Origin of the sequence: Cupriavidus basilensis (assembly GCF_000832305.1) — a bacterium.
GTDB classification, from domain to species: domain Bacteria; phylum Pseudomonadota; class Gammaproteobacteria; order Burkholderiales; family Burkholderiaceae; genus Cupriavidus; species Cupriavidus basilensis_F.
On the sequence record NZ_CP010536.1, the window covers coordinates 3786772 to 3800918 of the forward strand.

The window sequence follows — 14147 nt, forward strand, 5'->3', positions numbered from 1 at the left end:
AGCGGGCCCGCCGCGGCCCGGTTTTTTTAGAACGGTGCGGCCGCCCGGCGCGCGCACCTGGGCGACCATCTCATCATCTGCTCCTACGCGCCGATGAGCGATGAGGAGATCGCCACCTACAAGCCGAAGATCATCCTGTTGGACGACAACAACGCCATCAAGGAAATCAAGAAGGTGCAAGCGGATGAGGACATCGCGCCGGGAGCCAACGTCGGTGCGATGCCCGCATCCGGCATGCGATTTTCGGATTTAGCCGTACCCTCACCCCCGGGGTGAGGGTACCTACGTGACAGACGACGACGCGGCACCAGGCGGGGCATCGATGCAGCAGGCGCTCACAGGCGCCTGGCCAGGCAAAAGAACACGGGACAACCGCGCAGCGAAGGCATTCAAGCAACGGAGGAGAAGTCGATGGAAATGGTGAACCACACGGTGATCAACCTGATCATCTTCGTGCTGGCGATCTACGTGGGCTACCACGTGGTCTGGACGGTGACGCCCGCCCTGCACACCCCGCTGATGGCCGTGACCAATGCGATCTCGGCCATCATCATCGTCGGCGCCATGCTGGCTGCCGGCCTGACCGAGGGCCCCGTGGGCCGCACCATGGGCACGCTGGCGGTCGCGCTCGCCGCGGTCAACGTGTTCGGTGGCTTCCTGGTGACGCAGCGCATGCTGGAGATGTTCAAGAAGAAGGAACCCAAGGCCAAGTCTGGCAAGGGTCATGAGGAGGGCGCCAAGTGAGCATGAACCTCGTCACCCTGCTCTACCTGCTCGCCTCGGTGTGTTTCATCCAGGCGCTCAAGGGCCTCTCGCATCCCAGCTCCGCGCGGCGCGGCAATGCCTTCGGCATGATCGGCATGGCCATCGCCGCGGTGACCACGCTGGTGCTGATCGCCAAGCTCAAGAGCGAGTTCCTGGCCATCGGCGCGGGCCAGTCCTCGGTCGCCGAAGGCATGGCGCTGATCTTCGGTGCGCTGGTGGTTGGCGGCGGCATCGGCGCCTACGTGGCAAGAAAGGTCGAGATGACCAAGATGCCCGAGCTGGTGGCCGCCATGCACTCGCTGATCGGTATGGCCGCGGTCTGCATCGCGGTGGCCGTGGTGGCCGAGCCGTCGGCGTTCAGCATCACGCCGCCGGGCTCGCACGATATCCCGTTTGGCAATCGCATCGAGCTGTTCATCGGCTGCTTCGTCGGTGCCATCACCTTCTCCGGTTCGGTGATCGCCTTCGGCAAGCTGTCGGGCAAGTACAAGTTCCGCCTGTTCCAGGGCGCGCCGGTGTCCTTCGCCGGGCAGCATCTGCTGAACCTGCTGCTGGCGGTGGCCATGATCGGCTTCGGCATCATCTTCTGCCTGTCGCAGGACTGGCTGCCGTTCCTGCTGATGCTGGCGATCGCCTTCGTGCTGGGCGTGCTGATCATCATCCCGATCGGCGGCGCCGACATGCCGGTGGTGGTGTCGATGCTCAATTCGTACTCGGGCTGGGCCGCTGCGGGCATCGGCTTCTCGCTGAACAACCCGATGCTGATCATTGCCGGCTCGCTGGTGGGATCGAGCGGTGCCATCCTCTCGTACATCATGTGCAAGGCAATGAACCGGTCGTTCTTCAACGTGCTGCTGGGCGGCTTCGGCGGCGCGCCCGCGGCGGCCGCTGCCGGCGGCCAGGCGCAGCGCAACGTGAAGTCCGGCTCGGCCGACGACGCGGCCTTCCTGATGGGCAATGCCGAGACCGTGATCATCGTGCCGGGCTACGGCCTGGCGGTGGCGCGCGCGCAGCACGCGCTGAAAGAACTCACCGAGAAGCTGGTCGAGCGGGGCGTGACGGTGAAGTACGCCATCCACCCGGTGGCGGGCCGCATGCCGGGCCACATGAACGTGCTGCTGGCCGAGGCCGAGGTGCCCTACGACCAGGTCTTCGAGATGGAGGACATCAACAGCGAGTTCGGCCAGGCGGATGTGGTGCTGGTGCTGGGCGCGAACGACGTGGTCAACCCGGCCGCCAAGACCGATCCCAACTCGCCGATTGCCGGCATGCCGATCCTGGAAGCCTACAAGGCCAAGACCATCATCGTGAACAAGCGCTCGATGGCCGCTGGCTACGCGGGCCTGGACAACGAGCTGTTCTACATGGACAAGACCATGATGGTGTTCGGCGACGCCAAGAAGGTGGTGGAAGACATGGGCAAGGCGGTCGAGTAAGCACGCCGGAAGCACCGGATACGGGCATCGGCCCGTATCCGCCGCCACGAAGAGCGCGACACTGTCGCGCTTTTTTCCATCTCGCCGAGGTCCGGTTGCGCGCGAGCGCGAGCGCGCTATACTGGTTTCCGGTCACCGGCCATGGCACGCGCCGGTCATCCAGAAAGGGCCAGGTGTAGTCCAGCGCGGTGGGCCGCTCCGAACCGATCCGTCCGCTGGCCTTGCCGCACCGGATCTCCAGCCGCGCCAAACCACCCGCCCGAAGTGTCTGCCGACACCGGAGCCGAACGCAACATGACATTCAACCCCCAGGACAGGAATCTGTCGGTCTTCCATCACCCGATCCTCACGGTGCTCGTCGACGACAGTAAATCGTTCATCGACAGCCTGGCGTTCCAGATGGATCCGTCGCGCCCGGTGGTGACCTTCACCGACCCCCGCGAAGCCCTGCAATGGATCCGCGAGACCTACACCACACGCTCGACCGGCTTCCTGCCCGTGCGGGTCACGCACGACGACCTGACCTTCCTGACCGAGCGGCGCACCGTGCAGCTCGATATCGACCGCATCTACCGGCAAATCCACGACTACAACCGCTTTGTGCAGCCGGGCGTGATCGTGGTCGATTATTCGATGCCGCAGATGAACGGACTGGAGTTCTGCCAGGCCCTGCAGGACCTGCCGTGCAAGACCATCCTGCTGACCGGCACCGCCGACGAAGGCATTGCCGTGCAGGGCTTCAACCACGGGCTGATCGACCGCTACGTGAAGAAGCACGACAGCAATATGGTCGAGCGGCTGGACCAGGAGATCGACGCACTCCAGCAGCAGTATTTCGCCACCCTGTCGCGCACGCTGCGCGATCTGCTGACGCGCCACTCGTTTTCCTTCCTGTCGGACCCGGCGATCTGCGAGCGGGTGCGCCAGGTCACCGCGCGTTACGGCTTTGTCGAGTACTACCTCTACCCCAACCCGGCCGGCATCCTGATGCTGACGGCGCAGGGCCAGGCCACGCTGATGGTGATCGAGACACGCGCCGGCCTGATCAACCAGGTGGAATCTGCGGAAGCTTACGATGCGCCGGCGGCCCTGATCGAGGGACTGCGCGAGGGCCGCATCGTGCCTTTCTTCTGGCCAGGCAACGGCATGTACACGCCGGCCTGCATCGACTGGGAGCAATATTGCCTGCCGGCCGAGCGCTGCGAAGGGCGCGAGGATTATTTCTACGCGCTGTTCGACCTGCCGCGCCATCTACTGCAGGAGCCGGTGGTCAGCTTCCAGGGTTTCCTGGACGATTTTGCCCGTCACCCCGAGCGGGTCACCGGGCGCGCAGCGCGCTAAGCCACACCGCGCAGGAGAGCAAGCCTCTCCTGCGCGCGCCGCATCAGGCCGAAGGCTGCGCGGGGGCGTTGCGGTTGCCGCCTCGCACCATGTCGAAACGGAACAGCCGGCACTCGATATTGCCGTTGTACAGCGGCGTGCGGCGCGACTCCTTGAGCCGCAGGCGGCGCGGCAGCGTCAGGTCGCCAGTGAACACCCATGCCTGCCAGCCCGCGAAATGCTGCTTGAGCGTGGTGGCAAAGGCGCTGGCGAACTGATTGGCGGCCTCGTCATCGATCTCGTCGACCGGTGCTTCGTCCATCGGCCGCCGGCGTTCACCCCGCACGGCAATCCGCTCACCATACGGCGGGTTCATCAACATCAGGCCGGGGGCCGCGAACGGCGGCTGCGCAAAGCGCGCATCCACCTGCTTCAACCGCACTTCGCCGGGCAAGCCCGCGCGTTCCCAGTTGGCTTGCGACATCGACAGCATGTCGGTGGAAATATCGCTGCCAGCGAGTTCCAGGGGCTCGGACGCGACGCGCTTGCGCGCGGCCTCCTCGTCATCCCGCGCAGCCGCCTTCAGCGCATTCCACGTCTTGTTGTCGGCGCCTTTCAGGCGCTCGAAGCCAAAGCTGCGATTCGCGCCAGGAGCCAAGCCAAGGGCCACCTGGGCAGCTTCCACCAGGAAGGTGCCGCTGCCGCACATCGGATCGTAGAACGGGCGTTCGGTCTGGCCTGGCACCCATCCGGCCAGGCGCAGGATGCCAGCGGCCAGGTTTTCCTTTAGCGGCGCCTCTCCCTTCTCCAGGCGCCAGCCCCGCTTGAACAGCGGATCGCCCGAGGTGTCGAGGTAGAGCGTGCAATCGTGCTCGGTCAAGTGAGCATAAATCCGCACATCCGGATTCACGGTATCGACGCTGGGCCGCTCGCCCGAGCGCTCGCGCATGGCGTCGCAAACCCCGTCCTTGATACGCAGGGCAATGAAATTCAGGCTCTGCAGCGGCGAGCGATGCGACGTGACGTCCACCCGCAGCGTCTCATCCGGCGTGAACCAATGATCCCAGCGCTGGGCGCGGACCAGGTCATAGATGTCGTCTTCGCGCCGGTAGCCGCGGTTGGCAACCCGCATCAGCACCCGGCTGGCAATGCGCGAGTGCAGGTTGACTGCATAGGCCGCGGCCATCTCGCCCGAGAAAGTGACGCCACCGGGCATTTCGCGATGGACCTGGATGGGGGCGAGCCTGGCCAGGCCGGGCCGGGCTGCGATCTCGTGCAACTCTTCGGCAAGTGCGCTCTCGAGGCCGCGCGGGCAGGAGGCAAAAAAGGCTTGGGACATGGCTTGGGAATTCCTGCAAACAAAAACGTCCGCCGTAGCGGACGGGGTCGGATAGCGCGCAGTGTACCGCGCTCCGGGGCTTCAGCCCGCCGCGAGGGCGCGATCGAGGAAGTCCAGGCGGTCCTGGCCCCAGAAAGGCTGGCCGTCATAGACGTACCACGGCGCGCCGAACGCGCCGACGGAAACCGCATCCTGGGTATGCTGCGTATAGGCGGCCTGGACAGCCTGCGCGTCACTCGCCTTGAGCAGCGCCGCGCCTTCCAGGCCGATGCTGTCGGCCAGCTGCGCCAGCGTGGCGGCGTCGGCGATATTGCGTTGCTCGGCCCACAGGGCGCGGCCAATGGCGCCGATCAGCTCCATCGCGCGGGCGGTGCCATGGGCCAGTTGGACAGCGATGACCAGCTTGCTGGCGGCGTCGCCGGAGACCGGAAAAAAGGTCGGCTGCGGGTTCAGCGGCAGGCCGAGAAACTCGCTCCAGCGTGCCAGTTCGACCAGGCGGTAGGCCTGGCGCTGCGGCGGACGCTGCGCCAGCGGCAAGCCACCCGAAACAGAGAACACGCGGCCCAGGTCGCAGGGCTTGAGATTGACTTGCACGCCATGCTTGGCCGCAATCGCGGTGAAGCGTTCGTGGCCAAGGTAGACGAAAGGCGATTGCGGGGTGAGATAGTAGTCGACCTGCTTGCTCATCATGTCCTCTGGACGGAGTGGGGCGAGACAACCGCGCGGTGAATGCGGCAATGCTGCGTGAAACGAACGAAATACGATACGAGAGAAAACCCAGACCCAGCGGCCCGCGCAGGCGATGCGCGCGGCTGCCGGCCAACGCGCGTCAGAACGGCTTGACCACCACCAGGATCACCACCGCCAGCAGCACCAGCACCGGCAACTCGTTGAACCAGCGATAGAAGGTGTGCGACCGCGTATTGCGCCCACCCTCGAACTTCTTGAGCAGCACGCCGCAGCCATGGTGATAGCCGATCAACACCAGCACCAGCGCCAGCTTGGCATGCATCCATCCCTGCCCCGGACCGCGCCCGATCCCGTAGCCGATATACAGCCACAGCCCGAACACCAGCGCCGGCACCGCCAGCATGGACATGAAGCGGTAGAGCTTGCGCGCCATCAGCAGCAGGCGCTGCACGCTGGCCGGCTCACGCTCCATGGCGAGGTTGACGAAGATGCGCGGCAGGTAGAACAGGCCAGCGAACCAGGAGACAACGAAAACGATGTGCAGCGCTTTAACCCAGAGCATCTGGCCTTTTTTCTGGTTGGGTTCCCATGGGAACGCATGGAAACAGTGAAACGGTGGGGATGCGCAACGGGAGGCGGCACGGCACGCGTGCCGCCAGCCCGCTCAGGTGCGGATCTCGCCGTGGCCGAACACCACGTACTTCAGCGAAGTCAGGCCTTCCAGGCCGACCGGGCCGCGTGCGTGCAGCTTGTCGTTGGAGATGCCGATCTCGGCGCCCAGGCCGTACTCGAAGCCATCGGCAAAGCGCGTCGACGCATTGATCATCACGCTGGCCGAGTCCACCTCGCGCAGGAAACGCATGCCGGTGGTGTAGTTCTCGGTGATGATGGAATCGGTATGCGCCGAGCCGTAGGTATTGATGTGCTCGATGGCCTCGTCCAGCCCGGCCACGGTGCGGATCGCCAGCACCGGCGCCAGGTACTCGAGCCGCCAGTCTTCTTCGGTGGCGTCGACCAGGCCGGTGAAACCGGCCGCTTCCAGCGTGGCGCGGGTAGCGGCGCACACGCGCAGCTCCACGCCCTTTTCCTGGTAGATGCGGCACAGCGGCGGCAGCGCCGCGGCGGCGACAGCGCGCGCGACCAGCAGCGTTTCCATCGTGTTGCAGGGTGCGTAGCGCTGGGTCTTGGCGTTGTCGGCAACGCGCACGGCCTTGTCCAGATCCGCGTCCACATCGATATAGACGTGGCAGATGCCATCCAGGTGCTTGATCATGGGCACCCGCGCTTCTGCCATCAGGCGCGCGATCAGGCTCTTGCCGCCGCGCGGCACGATCACGTCGACGTATTCGGTCATAGTGACGAGGCGGCCAACCGCGGCGCGGTCGGTGGTCGAGATCACCTGCACCGCTTCGGGCGGCAGGCCGGCGGCGGCCAGGCCCTCGGCCACCAGGGCGGCCAGCGCGGTATTGGAATCGATCGCCTCGGAGCCGCCGCGCAGGATGGTGGCGTTGCCCGACTTCAGGCACAGCGCGGCTGCGTCGATGGTCACGTTGGGGCGCGATTCGTAGATGATGCCGATGACGCCCAGCGGTACCCGCATCTGGCCCACCTGGATGCCGGTGGGACGGAATTTCATGTTGCTGATCTCGCCGATCGGGTCCGCCAGCGCGGCGATCTGTTCCAGGCCGGCGGCCATGGTGTCGATCGCCTTGTCCGAGAGCGTCAGGCGGTCGATGAAAGCGGCATCCTGACCGTTGGCTCGCGCACGCTCCACGTCGCCGGCGTTCACGGCCTTGAGGTGCGCGGCGTCGCGGCGGATGGCGGCGGCGATGGTCAGCAGCGCGCGGTTCTTGTCCGCGGTGGAGGCGCGCGCCATGGCGCGGGAGGCGGCGCGGGCCTGCTGGCCGACGCGGTCCATGTATTGCTTGAGATCGAGCTCGTTCATATTCCTGGCCAGGGGACCCGGCCCTCAATGCTTGGTTTTTTGTCGGCTACGGCTGGCTATGCGGGTCACTGGCAGTGATCTCCAACGACCGCGCTACCGGCTACCGGCCTGCGGGCTTACCGGGCGATGGTCAGCGCCAGCTGCAGCAGGCCATCCCAGGGCTCGGCCGGCATGCCTTCGGCGCGCAGGCCCTTGACCTGCCGGTCCAGCTTGGCGGCCATGCCCAGCGCCGCTTCCAGCTGCGCCAGCGAGAGGCGCTGCGCGGCCTGCGGCACCAGCTTTTCGCGCGGGCCCCAGATACGCAGTTCACGCGTCAGGACACCGATCTGCTTGCCTGCCGCCAGCCCTTGCCGGACCTTGGATAATACGCGAATTTCCTCGGTCAGCGCCCACAGCACCAGCACCGTGGCCTCGCCCTCCCCGCGTAGCCCTTCGAGCATGCGCACCAGGCGCGGCACGTCGCCGCTGAGCATGGCTTCGGAGAGCTTGAAGACGTCGTAGCGGGCCACGTTGAGCACCGCATCGTGCACCTGCTCGAAGGTCAGCGGACCAGCGGGATACAGCAGGCCGAGCTTCTGGATTTCCTGGTGAGCGGCCAGCAGGTTGCCTTCGACCTTGTCGGCGATGAACTGCAGCGCGCGCCGCCCCGGTTCGCCGGGCTCGACCCGTTGCTGCTGCAGCGCCAGCCGCTCGCCGACCCAGGCCGGCAGCCGGGTGCGGTCGACGGAATCAACCTTGATCGACACGCCGGCGGCGTCCAGCGCCTGGAACCAGGCCGACTTGGCCGTGGCAAAGTCCAGCCGCGGCAGCGTGATGAACATGACCACGTCCGGCGAAGGCTGGGCAGCCACCGCGCGCAGCGCCTCGCCGCCGTCCTTGCCGGGCTTGCCGGAGGGAATCCGCAGCTCGACGATCTTGCGGTCGCCGAACAGCGACATCGATTGCTGCGCCTGGACCACGTGGCCCCAGTTGAAGCCGCGCTCGGAAGACAGCACCTCGCGCTCCGTGAAGCCGGCCTCGCGCGCAGCCTGGCGCAGGCGGTCGACCGCCTCCAGCACCAGCAGGTGCTCATCGCCATGCACCACGTAGAGCGGAGCCAGGCCGCGTCCCTTGGCCTGGCGCAGGTGCGCTTCGAGTCCATCGAGCTTGAGCTGCATGCCGTGCGCTTCTTTCCTCTGTCCTTGCCTGTTGGGCTTGTCTGGCCGGCGTTTATCGCGCCGCTCAGATGGCCTTGACCGCGCTCAGCCGGCGAATCAGCTGCTGCACGATGTCACGCTGCATGTCGCGATAGAGCTGCTGCTCTTCGTAATCCTTGGCCAGCGTGTTGGCTTCGTTGTAGGTCAGGTCGCGCGTGAGCACCAGTTGCGACGGCGCGATCAGCTCCTGGCCGCCGGCGTCACGCAGGCGGAAGGTGAAGCGCTGCGTCAGGCGATACTCGCGCACCACGCCGGTGGTGGTGATCGACAGCACTGTCTTGGTACGCGTGTCCTGCAGCACATCGAGCAGGGCATCCGCCTCTTTCGGGTCGGTCACGATCTGCGTGTCCGACCCGTTGCGGATGGCGCGGCGCAAATCGGAGCCCATCAGCGTATTGGGCGGAATGCTCACATACAGCCGCTTGAATGCGAAGTCCGCGTTGCCGCGCATGTGAAACCCGCAGCCGCCCAGCAGGCCGGCCAGCAGCAGCGTGGCCAGGACCTTGCGGCGGCCCTGCAGCGGTCGATCCAGCTTCTGTCCATCCATGTGGGCAGCTCCCTTGTTGGCTTCTCTCAGCGCTAGTTACAGCGCCACATTAAAGAACCACGTTAACGAGGCGGCCCGGGACCACCACGATCTTCTTCGGCGCGGCGCCTTCAGCGAACCTGGCAACAATCTCGCTGGCGGCGGCCATGGCCTCGATGGCGGCGCGATCGGCAACGGCCGGCACCTTCAGGCTGCCGCGCACCTTGCCGTTGATCTGCAGCACGAGGTCCAGCTCGCTTTGCACCAGCGCGGATTCGTCCACCTGCGGCCACGCTGCGTCGAGCAAGTCGCCGTACTGCGTGGCGTAGCCGAGCTCTTGCCACAGCCCGTGGGTGATGTGCGGCACCACCGGGTACAGCACGCGCAGCAGGATGCCCAGGCCCTCGCGGCGCGCGGCGGGCGTGGCCTGCTTGGCGTCTTCCAGCGCGTTGAGCATCTTCATGGTGGCGGACACCACGGTGTTGTACTGGATGCGCTGATAGTCGTAGTTGGCCTGCTTGAGCACGCCGTGGATCTCGCGACGCAGCGCTGCGTCGGCGTCGCCGGACGGCACGGCATTGCCCGCCGCTGCAATCGCCTCGGCGTTGGCATAGCCATAGTTCCACACCCGGCGCAGGAAGCGCGAAGCGCCCTCCACGCCCGAGCCGCTCCACTCGAGCTGCTGCTCGGGCGGCGCGGCGAACATGACGAACAGGCGCGCGGTGTCGGCGCCGTACTGGTCGATCAGGGCCTGCGGGTCGATGCCGTTGTTCTTGGACTTCGACATCTTCTCCACGCCGCCGATCACCACCGGCTGGCCATCCGCCTTGAGCACGGCGCCCAGCGGGCGGCCGCGCTCATCGGTGCTGACGTCGACTTCGGCCGGGTTGTACCAGGTCTTCTTGCCCGCCGCGTCCTCGCGGTAGTAGGTATCGTTGAGCACCATGCCCTGCGTGAGCAAGTTGGAGAACGGCTCGTTGAACGTGACCAGGCCCATGTCGCGCATGACCTTGGTCCAGAAACGGGCGTACAGCAGGTGAAGGATCGCGTGCTCGATGCCGCCGATGTACTGGTCCATGGGCATCCAGTAGTCGTTGCGCGCGTCGACCATGGTGGCCGCGTCCGGGCAGGTATAGCGCATGTAATACCAGCACGAATCGATGAAGGTATCCATGGTGTCGGTCTCGCGGCGCGCCGGCTTGCCGCACGACGGGCAGGTGCACGCGAGGAAACGCGGGTCCTTGGCCAGCGGGTTGCCGGTGCCGTCCGGCACCAGGTCTTCCGGCAGCACCACCGGCAGGTCCTGCTCCGGCACCGGCACCACGCCGCAGCCGTCGCAATGGATCAGCGGGATCGGCGTGCCCCAGTAGCGCTGGCGCGAGATGCCCCAGTCGCGCAGACGCCAGGTGATCTTCTTCTCGCCCAGGCCCTTGGCACCGAGATCGGCTGCGATGGCTTCTACCGCAGCCTTGTAGTCCAGGCCGTCGTATTTGCCGCTATGGATGCAGGTGCCGTGCTCCTTGTCGCCATACCACTCCTGCCAGGCTTCGGTGGAGAACGGCTGGCCCTTTTTGGCGTCAACCATGTCGACCACTTGCTTGATCGGCAAGCCGTACTTGTTGGCAAAGGCGAAGTCGCGCTCGTCGTGCGCGGGCACGCCCATCACAGCGCCGTCGCCGTAGCTCATCAGCACGTAGTTGCCAACCCACACCTCGACCTGCTCGCCGGTCAGGGGGTGCACAACCTTCAGGCCGGTGGGCATGCCCTTCTTTTCCATGGTCGCCATATCGGCTTCCATCACCGAGCCGTGCTTGCACTCGTTGATGAAGGCGGCCAACTCAGGATTGGTCGCGGCGGCATGGGTGGCCAGCGGGTGCTCGGCGGCGACCGCGCAGAAAGTCACGCCCATGATGGTGTCGGCGCGCGTGGTGAACACATAGAGCTTGCCGTCGCCGATCAGCTTGCCGTCGTCACCGGCGATGGCATGCGTAAACCCGAAGCGCACGCCCACGCTCTTGCCGATCCAGTTCTGCTGCATGATCTTGACGCGCTCGGGCCAGCCCAGGTCGTCCAGATCGCCGAGCAGTTCCTCGGCGTAATCGGTGATGCGCAGGTAGTACATCGGGATCTCGCGCTTTTCAACCAGCGCGCCCGAGCGCCACCCGCGCCCGTCGATGACCTGCTCATTGGCCAGCACGGTCTGGTCGACCGGATCCCAGTTCACCGTGCCAGTCTTGCGGTAGGCGATGCCCTTTTCCAGCATCTTGAGGAACAGCCACTGGTTCCAGCGGTAGTAGTCCGGGCTGCAGGTGGCGACTTCGCGCGACCAGTCGATGGCCAGGCCCATCGACTGCATCTGCCGCTTCATTTCAGCGATGTTGTTGTAAGTCCAGGCTGCGGGCGCCACGCCATTGTTGAGCGCGGCGTTTTCCGCCGGCATGCCGAACGCATCCCAGCCCATCGGCATCAGCACGTTGTGCCCATTCATGCGCAGATGGCGCGCCATCATGTCGTTGATGGTGTAGTTGCGCACGTGGCCCATATGCAGCTTGCCCGACGGGTAAGGCAGCATCGAGCAGGCATAGAACTTCGGCTTCTCGCTGCCGTCGGCCAGCTTCGCCTCTTCCGATACGCGGTAGGCATCGATGGCTTGCCAGTGTTGCTGGGCGGCTTGTTCAACGGCTGAGGGAAGATATTTGTCTTGCATGTTCAGGACAACGGCGCGGTGCGTCGGCGTGCGAAAAGCGTGGAAAAGATAAGCGGCGGGCAAGCCTTGCGGCGCCCGCCTGCGCTGGAACGGCGAAAGTGCCGATTATAACCGTCGGCACTTTCGGCGCAGGGCCTGCCGGGGCCTTACTTCAGGCCAAGCACGTCCTGCATGTCGAACAGCCCGGTGGGCTTGTCGGCGAGGAAGCGCGCCGCGCGTAGCGCGCCCTCGGCATACGACTGGCGGCTCGACGACTTGTGCGTGATCTCGATGCGCTCGCCGGTGCCGGCGAACATCACGGTGTGGTCGCCCACGATATCACCGCCGCGCACGGTGGCAAAGCCAATGGAATTGGGGTCGCGCGGGCCGGTGTGGCCTTCGCGGGCAAACACGCCGCAGGTCTTCAGATCGCGGCCCAATGCCTTGGCCACCACCTCGCCCATCGCCAGCGCGGTGCCCGACGGGGCATCCACTTTATGGCGGTGGTGCGCCTCGATGACTTCGATGTCGTAGCCGGACGACAGCAGCTTGGCGGCGACTTCCAGCAGCTTGAACGTGGCATTGACGCCCACGCTCATATTGGCGGAGAACACCACGCCAATGTGCTTGGCAGCTTCGGCGATGGCGGCACGGCCGGCGTCGTCAAACCCGGTGGTGCCGGTGACCACCTTGACACCCAGGCGCCTTGCCGCTGCCAGGTGCACGAGCGTGCCCTCGGGACGGGTGAAGTCGATCAGGCAGTCGGCGCCAGCGAGGGCAGCTTCGATATCCGAGGTGATCACCACGCCCGTGGCGCGGCCCAGCAGCAGCCCGGCATCCTGGCCCAGCGCCGGGGCCCCCGGCACATCCAGCGCGCCCGACAGGGTGACGCCTTCGGTGGCGAGTACGTGTTCGATCAGCATACGGCCCATGCGGCCGGAGGCACCTGCGATGGCGATATTCATGGCGTGTCAGCAGTCAAAATACAAGCCGGCCGCGTGATGCGGCCGGCATTCGGGCCTGAAGGCTCAGTTGGTCGGGCTGGCGGGGCCACCGGCTGCGGCGGACGAGGCGGCGGCAGCCGGCGCTGCAGGCGCCGCAGCCGCTTCCGACGCCGCGGCACCGGTTTCAGCCGGTGCCTTGGGCGTCGGTATCTTGCCCGCCTGCATGGCCTTCATGCCGTCGATTTCGGCAATCAGTTCATATTCGGACGGCAGTTCGTCACCACCGAACTTGACCAGCTTGTCGCCATCGAAGAACACGGTATAGCGGCGCTGCTGCACCACCGGCGTATTGCCGCGGCGGAACGAGAACACATAGTCCCAGCGATTGCCGTGGAACACATCGGCCAGCAGCGGCGTGCCGAGCAGGAACTTGACCTGCTCGCGCGTCATGCCTTCACGCAACTGGGCGGCGGCTTCACGCGAGACAAAGTTGCCTTGCACGATATTGATACGGTACGGCGTGATCGCGTTGGCGACCTTGCGCGACGTATTGTCATAGGTGGAGCACGCAGCCGTTAGCAGAGTAGCTGCAGCCAGCACAGTAGTAACCAGCGTCGGACGCATGGCGGACGAACGAAATGAACGCATGTATCTCGCTTCTAGAAGGGAGAGAAAAGTGCCGATTCAGGCCCTCACGGCGCTTACCATGAGGCGGCAGCGGCGATGGATCATCGCGAGCGCAGCCTAGGGCTGGTGACCGAGCCCCGGGCAACCGCCGGGGCGACTTTTGCCGCCAAAACCCTTATGATTCAACTATCCAGACATTGTACTCTAGGGAGTCACGCCCATGCCGAGTCCGGCGGACCTCAAAAATATCGGTCTTAAAGCGACCGTACCGCGCCTGAAGATCCTCGAGATCTTCCAGACCAGCGAGCAGCGCCACCTCAGCGCGGAAGATGTTTACCGCATCCTGCTCAACGAACAAATGGATATCGGCCTTGCAACCGTCTATCGCGTGCTGACCCAGTTCGAGCAGGCTGGACTGCTGTCGCGCAACAACTTCGAATCCGGCAAAGCCATTTTCGAGCTGAATGAAGGCAAGCATCACGACCACCTGGTCTGCATCGATTGCGGCCGCGTGGAGGAATTCTACGACTCCGAGATCGAGCGTCGCCAGCAAAGCATCGCAACCGAGCGCGGCTTCGCGCTGCAAGAACACGCATTGTCGCTCTATGGCAGCTGCACCAAGCACGAGTGCCCCCACCGGCCCAAGCGCTAAGCCTGCCGCGGCCCGCCGCGC

The 14147-nt window shown here is 65.5% G+C and carries 13 protein-coding genes and 1 pseudogene; 5 read left to right on the plus strand and 9 right to left on the minus strand.

From position 1 onward, the window contains the following. Positions 1-30: 30 nt before the first annotated feature. The 4 genes and pseudogenes from RR42_RS39740 to RR42_RS17510 all read left to right on the plus strand — a co-directional run. Positions 31-174 (plus strand): annotated as a pseudogene (locus tag RR42_RS39740) (aspartate 1-decarboxylase); the annotation flags it as partial. 237 nt (positions 175-411) lie between these two features. Then, on the plus strand, positions 412-744 hold the full coding sequence (locus RR42_RS17500) for an NAD(P) transhydrogenase subunit alpha (protein ID WP_043349532.1): 333 nt from the start codon (positions 412-414) through the stop codon (positions 742-744). 2 nt (positions 745-746) lie between these two features. Continuing rightward, positions 747-2201 (plus strand): NAD(P)(+) transhydrogenase (Re/Si-specific) subunit beta, encoded by a 1455-nt coding sequence (locus tag RR42_RS17505; protein ID WP_052494685.1) that lies wholly within the window; start codon positions 747-749, stop codon positions 2199-2201. A gap of 294 nt (positions 2202-2495) precedes the next feature. Continuing rightward, entirely contained in the window at positions 2496-3542 is a 1047-nt protein-coding gene (locus RR42_RS17510) for a response regulator (protein WP_043349537.1), read from the plus strand. 43 nt (positions 3543-3585) lie between these two features. Here RR42_RS17510 and RR42_RS17515 read toward each other — a convergent pair whose 3' ends face one another. The 9 genes from RR42_RS17515 to RR42_RS17555 all read right to left on the minus strand — a co-directional run bounded on the left by RR42_RS17515 (position 3586) and on the right by RR42_RS17555 (position 13495). Continuing rightward, the gene (locus tag RR42_RS17515) at positions 3586-4860 is read right to left on the minus strand and encodes a THUMP domain-containing class I SAM-dependent RNA methyltransferase (RefSeq protein WP_043349540.1); all 1275 of its coding nucleotides are present in this window, start codon (positions 4858-4860) and stop codon (positions 3586-3588) included. An 81-nt stretch (positions 4861-4941) separates the two neighbouring features. Beyond that, positions 4942-5547 (minus strand): 2-hydroxychromene-2-carboxylate isomerase, encoded by a 606-nt coding sequence (locus tag RR42_RS17520; protein ID WP_043349543.1) that lies wholly within the window; start codon positions 5545-5547, stop codon positions 4942-4944. Positions 5548-5689: 142 nt separating this feature from the next. After that, positions 5690-6112 (minus strand): CopD family protein, encoded by a 423-nt coding sequence (locus RR42_RS17525; protein WP_043349546.1) that lies wholly within the window; start codon positions 6110-6112, stop codon positions 5690-5692. 102 nt (positions 6113-6214) lie between these two features. Further along, complete coding sequence (locus tag RR42_RS17530; RefSeq protein WP_043349549.1) at positions 6215-7495, minus strand: glutamate-5-semialdehyde dehydrogenase; 1281 nt, start codon at positions 7493-7495, stop codon at positions 6215-6217. Positions 7496-7611: 116 nt separating this feature from the next. Beyond that, positions 7612-8652 (minus strand): DNA polymerase III subunit delta, encoded by a 1041-nt coding sequence (holA, locus tag RR42_RS17535; protein ID WP_043349552.1) that lies wholly within the window; start codon positions 8650-8652, stop codon positions 7612-7614. Between the two features lie 64 nt (positions 8653-8716). After that, positions 8717-9238, minus strand: a complete 522-nt coding sequence (lptE, locus tag RR42_RS17540; RefSeq protein ID WP_052494686.1) for an LPS assembly lipoprotein LptE — start codon at positions 9236-9238, stop codon at positions 8717-8719. Between the two features lie 49 nt (positions 9239-9287). Further along, positions 9288-11924, minus strand: a complete 2637-nt coding sequence (leuS, locus tag RR42_RS17545) for a leucine--tRNA ligase (RefSeq protein ID WP_043352317.1) — start codon at positions 11922-11924, stop codon at positions 9288-9290. Positions 11925-12070: 146 nt separating this feature from the next. Then, a complete protein-coding gene (gene dapB, locus RR42_RS17550; RefSeq protein ID WP_043349554.1) occupies positions 12071-12868 on the minus strand; it encodes a 4-hydroxy-tetrahydrodipicolinate reductase in 798 nt (265 codons plus the stop codon). Between the two features lie 63 nt (positions 12869-12931). Beyond that, positions 12932-13495 (minus strand): outer membrane protein assembly factor BamE, encoded by a 564-nt coding sequence (locus RR42_RS17555; protein ID WP_043349556.1) that lies wholly within the window; start codon positions 13493-13495, stop codon positions 12932-12934. 199 nt (positions 13496-13694) lie between these two features. On the opposite strand from RR42_RS17555, the gene fur reads away from it, so the two are divergent. Continuing rightward, positions 13695-14126, plus strand: coding sequence for a ferric iron uptake transcriptional regulator (fur, locus tag RR42_RS17560; RefSeq protein ID WP_043349559.1), 432 nt, complete (start codon positions 13695-13697; stop codon positions 14124-14126). Positions 14127-14147: the final 21 nt, after the last annotated feature.

Bases quoted from the DNA above. Each gene is read 5' to 3' on its own strand.
- RR42_RS17510 (WP_043349537.1), top strand. From the start codon at position 2,496: ATGACATTCAACCCCCAGGACAGGAATCTGTCGGTCTTCCATCACCCG.
- RR42_RS17525 (WP_043349546.1), bottom strand. From the start codon at position 6,112: ATGCTCTGGGTTAAAGCGCTGCACATCGTTTTCGTTGTCTCCTGGTTC.
- leuS (WP_043352317.1), bottom strand. From the start codon at position 11,924: ATGCAAGACAAATATCTTCCCTCAGCCGTTGAACAAGCCGCCCAGCAA.
- dapB (WP_043349554.1), bottom strand. From the start codon at position 12,868: ATGAATATCGCCATCGCAGGTGCCTCCGGCCGCATGGGCCGTATGCTG.
- RR42_RS17520 (WP_043349543.1), bottom strand. From the start codon at position 5,547: ATGAGCAAGCAGGTCGACTACTATCTCACCCCGCAATCGCCTTTCGTC.
- RR42_RS17505 (WP_052494685.1), top strand. From the start codon at position 747: ATGAACCTCGTCACCCTGCTCTACCTGCTCGCCTCGGTGTGTTTCATC.
- fur (WP_043349559.1), top strand. From the start codon at position 13,695: ATGCCGAGTCCGGCGGACCTCAAAAATATCGGTCTTAAAGCGACCGTA.
- RR42_RS17500 (WP_043349532.1), top strand. From the start codon at position 412: ATGGAAATGGTGAACCACACGGTGATCAACCTGATCATCTTCGTGCTG.
- RR42_RS17530 (WP_043349549.1), bottom strand. From the start codon at position 7,495: ATGAACGAGCTCGATCTCAAGCAATACATGGACCGCGTCGGCCAGCAG.
- RR42_RS17555 (WP_043349556.1), bottom strand. From the start codon at position 13,495: ATGCGTTCATTTCGTTCGTCCGCCATGCGTCCGACGCTGGTTACTACT.
- lptE (WP_052494686.1), bottom strand. From the start codon at position 9,238: ATGGATGGACAGAAGCTGGATCGACCGCTGCAGGGCCGCCGCAAGGTC.
- RR42_RS17515 (WP_043349540.1), bottom strand. From the start codon at position 4,860: ATGTCCCAAGCCTTTTTTGCCTCCTGCCCGCGCGGCCTCGAGAGCGCA.
- holA (WP_043349552.1), bottom strand. From the start codon at position 8,652: ATGCAGCTCAAGCTCGATGGACTCGAAGCGCACCTGCGCCAGGCCAAG.